The 7,319-nt window shown below is 63.7% G+C and carries 10 protein-coding genes; 5 read left to right on the plus strand and 5 right to left on the minus strand.

Translation table 11 applies throughout. From position 1 onward, the window contains the following. Together SE92_RS06800 and SE92_RS06805 are read left to right on the plus strand one after the other, a co-directional pair. The coding region (locus tag SE92_RS06800) for a cryptochrome/photolyase family protein (RefSeq protein WP_063195038.1) at positions 1 to 1,047 on the plus strand (1,047 nt) is incomplete at its 5' end. 68 nt (positions 1,048 to 1,115) lie between these two features. Then, entirely contained in the window at positions 1,116 to 1,418 is a 303-nt protein-coding gene (locus SE92_RS06805; RefSeq protein WP_063195039.1) for a hypothetical protein, read from the plus strand. Positions 1,419 to 1,468: 50 nt separating this feature from the next. Here SE92_RS06805 and SE92_RS06810 read toward each other — a convergent pair whose 3' ends face one another. The 3 genes from SE92_RS06810 to SE92_RS06820 form a co-directional block, all read right to left on the minus strand. Next, on the minus strand, positions 1,469 to 2,212 hold the full coding sequence (locus SE92_RS06810; RefSeq protein ID WP_063195040.1) for a hypothetical protein: 744 nt from the start codon (positions 2,210 to 2,212) through the stop codon (positions 1,469 to 1,471). A gap of 90 nt (positions 2,213 to 2,302) precedes the next feature. Further along, positions 2,303 to 3,175 (minus strand): DMT family transporter, encoded by an 873-nt coding sequence (locus SE92_RS06815; RefSeq protein ID WP_063195041.1) that lies wholly within the window; start codon positions 3,173 to 3,175, stop codon positions 2,303 to 2,305. Between the two features lie 100 nt (positions 3,176 to 3,275). Beyond that, positions 3,276 to 3,722 carry a hypothetical protein gene (locus SE92_RS06820; protein ID WP_063195042.1) on the minus strand — a complete coding sequence of 149 codons (447 nt, stop codon included), beginning with the start codon at positions 3,720 to 3,722 and terminating at the stop codon, positions 3,276 to 3,278. A gap of 292 nt (positions 3,723 to 4,014) precedes the next feature. On the opposite strand from SE92_RS06820, the gene SE92_RS06825 reads away from it, so the two are divergent. Next, on the plus strand, positions 4,015 to 4,275 hold the full coding sequence (locus tag SE92_RS06825; RefSeq protein ID WP_063195043.1) for a hypothetical protein: 261 nt from the start codon (positions 4,015 to 4,017) through the stop codon (positions 4,273 to 4,275). Between the two features lie 31 nt (positions 4,276 to 4,306). Here the strand turns inward: SE92_RS06825 and SE92_RS06830 are convergent, their stop codons facing one another. Together SE92_RS06830 and SE92_RS06835 are read right to left on the minus strand one after the other, a co-directional pair. After that, positions 4,307 to 4,768, minus strand: coding sequence for a host attachment protein (locus SE92_RS06830; RefSeq protein ID WP_063203374.1), 462 nt, complete (start codon positions 4,766 to 4,768; stop codon positions 4,307 to 4,309). A 38-nt stretch (positions 4,769 to 4,806) separates the two neighbouring features. After that, complete coding sequence (locus SE92_RS06835; RefSeq protein ID WP_063203375.1) at positions 4,807 to 5,217, minus strand: DUF3775 domain-containing protein; 411 nt, start codon at positions 5,215 to 5,217, stop codon at positions 4,807 to 4,809. Positions 5,218 to 5,450: 233 nt separating this feature from the next. On the opposite strand from SE92_RS06835, the gene SE92_RS06840 reads away from it, so the two are divergent. Beyond that, positions 5,451 to 5,741, plus strand: a complete 291-nt coding sequence (locus SE92_RS06840; protein ID WP_063195044.1) for a hypothetical protein — start codon at positions 5,451 to 5,453, stop codon at positions 5,739 to 5,741. Positions 5,742 to 6,186: 445 nt separating this feature from the next. Beyond that, on the plus strand, positions 6,187 to 7,152 hold the full coding sequence (locus tag SE92_RS06845; protein ID WP_063195045.1) for an AraC family transcriptional regulator: 966 nt from the start codon (positions 6,187 to 6,189) through the stop codon (positions 7,150 to 7,152). Positions 7,153 to 7,319: the final 167 nt, after the last annotated feature.

Consider the following 7,319-nt stretch of genomic DNA (forward strand, 5'->3'; position numbering starts at 1 on the left):
CTGGTCCCGCCCTCGGCCATCCGCAACAAGGAAGGCCGTGGCCTGCGCGTGTTCACGCCGTTCTGGCGGCGCGTGCTGTCGCTCGGCGATCCGCCAAAACCCTTGCCCGCACCGAAGGAGCTGCGGCCGGGTCCGAAGGTCGCCAGCGATCGACTGGAGAGCTGGAAGCTCGAGCCGGCCAAGCCCGACTGGGCGGGTGGCCTGCGCGAGAGCTGGACACCCGGCGAGACCTCGGCCCGCGCGCGCCTGCGCGACTTCCTCAGGCATAGGGCACGCAGCTATGTCGGCGACCGCGACCGCCCGGACTGCGAGGGCACCTCGAGCCTGTCGCCGCATTTGAGGTTCGGCGAACTCAGCCCGCGCCAGGTCTGGCATGCGGCGCGGTTCGCCGCGGAGGAAGATCCGACAGTCGGACCGGGCATCGACAAGTTCCTGAGCGAGCTCGGCTGGCGCGAATTCTGCCGCCACCTGCTCCACGATCATCCCGGCCTCGCCACCGAAAACCTGCAAACGAATTTTGACGGTTTCCCGTGGCAACCGGACAAGACCGCGCTCGCCGCCTGGCAGCGCGGCCGCACCGGCTATCCGATCGTCGATGCGGGCTTGCGCGAGCTCTGGCACACCGGGGTGATGCACAATCGGGTGCGGATGGTGGTGGCATCGTTCCTGGTCAAGCACCTCCTGATCGACTGGCGCGACGGCGAAGCCTGGTTCTGGGACACGCTGGTCGATGCGGATGCCGGCAGCAATCCCGCCAATTGGCAATGGGTCGCCGGCTGCGGCGCCGACGCCGCGCCCTATTTCCGCGTGTTCAACCCGCAGCTCCAGGGCGAGAAGTTCGATCCGGATGGAACCTACGTCCGGCGCTGGGTGCCGGAGTTGAAGGATGTGCCGGCCAAGCTGATCCACCAGCCCTGGCAGGCCACGCCGATCGAGCTTGCGAGCGTCGGCGTCACACTCGGCAAAACCTATCCGCAACCGATCATCGATCACGCGAGGGGACGCGAACGCGCGCTCGCTGCCTACGCGAAAATCCGCAAAGGTTGAGCGTTGCTTTGACACAATTATGAAACGCGCTATCGTCATCGCTCCATACAAACCGTGGGGGACACGATATGGACGACGACAAGCCGATCACCGAACAGGCAATGGAGACGATCACCACCGCTGTCGAAGCGACCAAGGACGCCGCAGTCACCGCCGTCAAAAAGGTGAAGAAGGCGGCCAGGAAGGTCGCGAAGAAAGTAGCGCCGAAGAAGGCTGCGAAGAAGAAAGCCAAGAAAGCCACCAAGAAGGCTTCCAAGAAGACCGCGAAGAAGGCTGCCAAGAAGTCCGCAAAGAAGGCGACCAAGAAGTCTGCGAAGAAGGCCGCCAAGAAAGCCGCCAAGTCGAAGAAGGCCAGGAAGGCCAAGCGCTGATCGCAGCGCTGAAGCAGGTCTCCGGGTGCGGGCGCGCCCGGAGATTGCCCCTAGCCGCCCCGTTTGGCGGCGCGCCGACCCGGATGATGCTCGCCCTTCGGATCGCGGAATTCGCTGCGATGGCCGCGCCGGTCCTCGGCGTTGAAGCGCCGCCGTTTTTCCGGCGAGCCGAACTGCTTGATCACCCGCCGGCCGTTGACCTTCTTGATGACGTAGCCACCCTCGGTCATCGAGAACGGCGCCTTCAGCGAGCCCATATGGTCGAATTTGGTGCCGCGGGGATGGGCGAACGGCTCGAACCAGGACGGATAGACGAAGTTCGACATCGGAAAACCGTCGACGAGAAAAGACTCCTCCTCCACGGCGTCGCAGACCTCGTAGGCATATTGGGTGTGGCGGGTCTGGTCAGCCCACAGATTGGCCATGGGATCGAGCACCATCTCGAACAGCTCGTGCGACGCCGCCACGCTGACGGGTTCCTCACCCAGCGCCTTGACGAAGATCTTCGAGATCGGCTGTCCCCGATGGGTCAATTCGTGCCGTCCGAGGAAGTTCTCGTGGGTGGCATCGTCGAAATAGACAAGCTGCCAATCCGTCGGTTTCGGCTTGCGGGTGACGTCGAGATCGACGGGGTAGCCCCACACGGGCAGGAAGTGCTCATCGTAGCATTTCTGCAGCGCCGCCGTGAGCTTCGCCATCATCCGGTCGCTGATCATCTCCTCCGCGTAGTTGATGCAGGCGATCCGGACCGGCTTCAAGGACCTGCCGAGCAGTGCGCGCCGCGCTTTCTTCATGAAATCACCGTGTCGATGTGAAGCTGAAATACGGTCAGCCTAACACGAACGCGCCGCGCACGTCAGGGATGTATTCGATGACCCTGCCGCCTAGACGCGCCGGTTGACGACGAACACCGCGGCCGCGCACATCCCCATGCCCGCAATCGCCAGCGCATCGAGCTTCTCGCCGAACAGCAGATAGGCCATCAGCGCGGTCACGGCCGGCACCAGATAGAACAGGCTCGCGACCGAGGTCGCCGCGGCGTGGCGGATCAGCCAATAGAGCAGCCCGATCGATCCGATCGAGAGCGCTACGGCAAGCCAGGCGAGCGCCAGCACGAACTCCCGCGTCCAGTGCACCACGCGGTCTTCGAACAGGAAGGCCCCGATCGCGAAGAAGATGGTGACGGCGACATATTGCACGAGGTTGCCGGCGCGCCAATCGATCTGGTTGCAGTAGCGGCGTTGATAGAGCGTGCCGAGCGTGATGCTGATCAGCGACACCACCGAGGCGAGCCAGCCGAGACCAGCCTCGCCGGTCATGGGACGGTTGTGCAGGATCATGACGACGCCGCCGAGACCGAGCACGAGCCCGGCCCATTGCAGCGGCGTCACCCGCTCGCCGAGCCAGCGATTGGCGATGGTCGAGGTCAGGATCGGCTGCAGGCCCGGGATGAGGGCTGAGAGCCCTGCGGGAATCGAATGCGCGATCGCGATCGCGGTGCCGCCGAGATAAAAGCCGTGGACGAGAATGCCGGCGACCGCGCTGTGGGCGATTCCGGTGCGATCAGGCCATTTCGGCCGCGCGACGCCCGCGATGATCGCCATCAGGACGACCACGATCGCCATGCGGATGGCGAGATAGGTCAAGGGATCGGCGTTGTTGACGACGTATTTGGTGCCGATGAATCCGGTGCTCCAGAGCAGCACGAACAGGATCGGCGCGGCGCGGGCGGTCAGGGCTTCTTCATTATGATTCATTACCGCCCTCATTGCCCCAACGGGAGGCAATGCGGCAACGCGAATTTCGCCCGGACGATGCTGCGCTGCGACCGACGGCAGCGGGGCTCAGCCTAGCGGCTCACCACTCTTCCGGACAGGGGTCGATGATCTTCCAGAGCTCGACACCGTTCTTGATTTTCTTCATGTCGGTGGTGAGCCCGCCATTGCGGCGAATCCAGTCCTTCACCGTATCGGGGTAGTAGGACATCAGGTCGGACGTGCCTTCGGAGCTGGTGACCTTGATGCCGAAGGTGAAGGCCTTGTCGTAATAGGCCTGGTGGAAGCCGAGGCTCGCGCGCGGCGTCACGCAGATCTTGTTCATCGGCACGATGCCGAGCACCAGGGTGCAGGCCGAATTGCAGATGCCGTCGATGATGACCCGCTCGCCCTTTTCGCGGACGCGCTTGTACTTGGTCTTGTATTCCTCGACATAGCCGCCGTGGTCGCGGGTGATATGCAGCTCGGCCCGCGCCGGCGTAGCGGCGGCGAGGCAGAGCAACAGCAGGCTCAAAAGCGTGATGCGCATGGCAAGGTGACGGCGAAAGCCTTCAGGAATGCACCGGCCTCGAGGACCCCCCAGAAGGCCGGCAATTGGATTCTTAACCGAATAGTCTTTGGTCATACTTGTGTGGCGAATTCGTTAAGCATCCCGAAAAGGCCAAAAATGGGCAAGGCCCGACGCCGTTTCCGGCAATTCTGTCACACCCACCCGGGAATCTGCGGGACCATCCCGGATTTCCGGGCACCGGACGGGTGCCCCGGAGGCCCGAAATGGCTATAGATGATCGACTTATTCGCGCGGGTTCCGGAGAATCAAGATGAGCAAGTTGAAGCTTGTAGCCGCGGTTGCTGCCCTGTCGGCCGCAATCCTAGCCCCTGCCCTGGCGGAGGCGCGGGGACACCACCGGTACCATCGTTACGTCAACCCGCTGCCCTACCCCATCAGCTACATCCATAATTACGGCCCCGGCATCACCCCCGGCACCTTCGCCTTTTACGACGGCCCGTCGACCAACCATTGCTACCAGAGCGCGGCCGCCTATGTCGGCCAGGACCGCCGCCGGCACCCCTGCTACTGAGGGACGCCGGCGCGGCCTCTGCGGGGCGCCCCTATTTGGCGGCGCCCGACTGCAGCAATTGCTTTTCGATCTCGTAGACGGGCAACTTGACGAGGTCCTTGCCGACCTCGCCCCGAAGCGCCTTGCGCATGACGTCCGAATAATCGGCGCGGATCATGCCGAGCGCGCGTGGTGAGGCCACCATGGTCAGGGCCGTGGTCTCGCCTGCGCTGACGGCGGCATCGAGCCGGCCCGCCAGGCTTCGCAGGAAGGCGCGCTCGGCCTCGTCATGCCAGTCAGTCTGCTCGACCGAGCTGCGCACGCCGCCGGTAGCGGCATGCAGGCGGCCCGGCGCGTCGGTCCCTTGTGCGCTGGTCGAGGGATTGGGCTGCTCGTGCACCTCCCTGGTGTGGAGGTTCGGAAACATCTCGTCGCCGAGGTTTTCCAGAATGAGCGCCTTGCGCCCATCGCACACCACCAGCCAGCCGCCCTTGTCTAATCTCATCTTGTCCATTGCACTCTCCTTGAAACTGGTCGACGCCGCATCCGGCATCAGAGATGTTCTTCGAATTCTTCGAAGGACTTGCCGAATTGCGCCATCGCCTCCTCCAGATAGTCGGCGAGCATTGGCGTGCCGATCAGGTAGGAAGCAGTGCGCTGGTTGTGCGCCTGCGCCGCCTGGGTATGCAGTTCGCGCCAATTGGAGAGATCACCGTCGCCGCGACCAAGCCAGGTCAGCGCCACGAGGTCGACCTGCTCGTCGATATTGAGATCGCGGATAAAGCCCGCGAGCTCCGCACGGTCGGTGGTCCCGCCGCGTCCAGCGCGGCCATAGCTCATGTCGTCGTCGCCGGAGTCCAGGATGACGCCGCCGCCGGCCGCCTCGCTGTCGGACCGGCGCGATTTCGAGATCACGAAGAAGACTTTCTCCGGCGAGATCGACAGATTTGGAATGACTCGCATCCAGTTCACCTTGCCCGGCAGCAAGCACCACGCTGCTGCCACGCCAGCAACACTAGGAGCCGAGGCAGACTTGCGAATTGCGCAGGATCAAGCTCCAGCGACGGCCATGCGGCCCAAGCCGGCGAGCCGAGCGGATTTGCTGAATTCGTTCATCAGCATTACATTTCGGTTCCGCCACAATTTGATCCGAACAAGTTCGATATCCTGGATCCCGTAAGCGGAGGAAAGACATCATGACTCTCAAGATCGGCCTCGTCGCCGCGGCCCTGTTCGGTGCCACGTTAGGTGGTCTGGCGGCATTGCCGGCGGCGTCCGCCATGCCCATCGCGCCCGCACCTGCGACACCGCAGGTCTCCGGCGTCGAGCAGGTTCGCATGGTCTGCGACGCCTGGGGACGCTGCTGGTGGCGTCCGAATTATTATGGATATTACGCTCCGCGGCCGTATTACGGCCCGCGGTATTATGGGCCGCGCTATTACGGTCCACGCTATTATGGCTACGGCCCACGCTATCGCCGCTGGTGACCATCTGAAGGGGCCTCAGGGCCCCTTCGCTTTTGCGAGATCATTTCTTGCGCGGCAGACGCCGCCCGAAAGAGATTCCAGGACTGATCCAGATCAAGGATGAAGTCGGCCGACACCGTCATTCTGCGGTAATGGCCGCGTCGATCGTCGTCCGAGCCCTCGGACGGGCATGGACGCGCAGACGCAGCTTGTGGAAGCAGCTGAGACAGGCGCGGAGAGGCTTTGCGTCCCCGGCCTTCCCAGCGGCCGGCGCGGCCGCGGTTCATCGACGTTGCCTCCGGCCAAGCGAGGAACGTTGATGGTGACACTGATCTGACGGGCGGCATGGCATGATGTCCGCAATACTACGGCCTGAAATTCGGTTTACTGAAGCGCGATGTTTAGCCATTGATGGCGATGTATCGACGTTCATTTGATTGTCACATTTCAGCTGCCGGCCAGACCCATGGTGTTCGACGCCCTCGCTCCATCCTCCGCGCTCCAACTGATCGGCTTTGCCGACGTCGATGCGTTTCGCCCGATTGAATCGATGGAGGATGCGAGAAGCATTCCGCTCGACATCCCGAACTTTGCCGCGGCCCGCGCCGTCGTCTCCATGCCGGCGTGCCGCATCATCATGATGAGATCGTTCGCGCGCATCCTCGACACCGCCTATCGGATGCCGGGCGGGATGGTGATCCTGTCCATGACCGACGACCTCCAGGTCAACCTCAAGGGCCTGGACCTCGACGCGCGTTTCTTCGTTGCGCTCCGCGGCAACGACGAATGCCATTTCGTCGAGCCTCAGACCAATCATCATGCCATGATCATCTTCTCCCCCGAGCTGAGAGACCGGGGCTGGTTCGATCGCGCCGACGACTTGCGGGCCCGCGTCGCAAACCGGCCCGCCCTGCTCCACGCGCGGCAGCTCCTGCTCGACATCCTGCGAACCGCGTCCGTGCAGCCCTCCCTGTTCGAAACCACGGAGGTGGCCGCCCATCTCCAGGAAGGTCTGCTGCTCGCGCTCGACGATTTGTTTCGGATCGATTCGCTGTCGGGTCTGAGCGCCTCTGTCCAGGGCGAGCGCGCAATCAAGCTGGTGCAGCGGATCGACGACTACGTCGCGGCCCGCCCGACCGCGCCGATCTACACCGCCGATCTCGCCGCAGAGTTCGGCGTCTCGATCCGGACGCTCGGCGGCGCGGTGAGCAAGGTACGCGGCATGAGCCTGCATCAGTACATCCGCCTCAAGAGGCTGTGGGCGACCCGCGGTCGCCTCCTCAGGGGCGGTGGCGCCACCGTCGCGACGTGCGCGCGTGCCCAGGGTTTCCATCATCTCGGCGAGTTCGCCGCAGCCTACCGCGCGACGTTCCACGAGGCGCCCTCGGACACGCTGGCCCGTGGCCGGCAGGTGTCCCGTCGGACTGACTGACGCAGCCCCCCTCGCAGCGGTGATCCGTCGTCGTTTCAGAGCAGATCTGGAACGTCAGGAGACTGGCCATCACCTCCATCTCCGATGAGCGTGATCGCTATTGCTCGTCATTGCCATCAATCGGAGACCGTTCCATCGCGGATCAATTGGGCTCCTGCCAGGATTCC

Source organism: Bradyrhizobium sp. AT1 (assembly GCF_001590795.1).
In the GTDB taxonomy this organism is placed as follows: Bacteria; Pseudomonadota; Alphaproteobacteria; order Rhizobiales; family Xanthobacteraceae; genus Bradyrhizobium.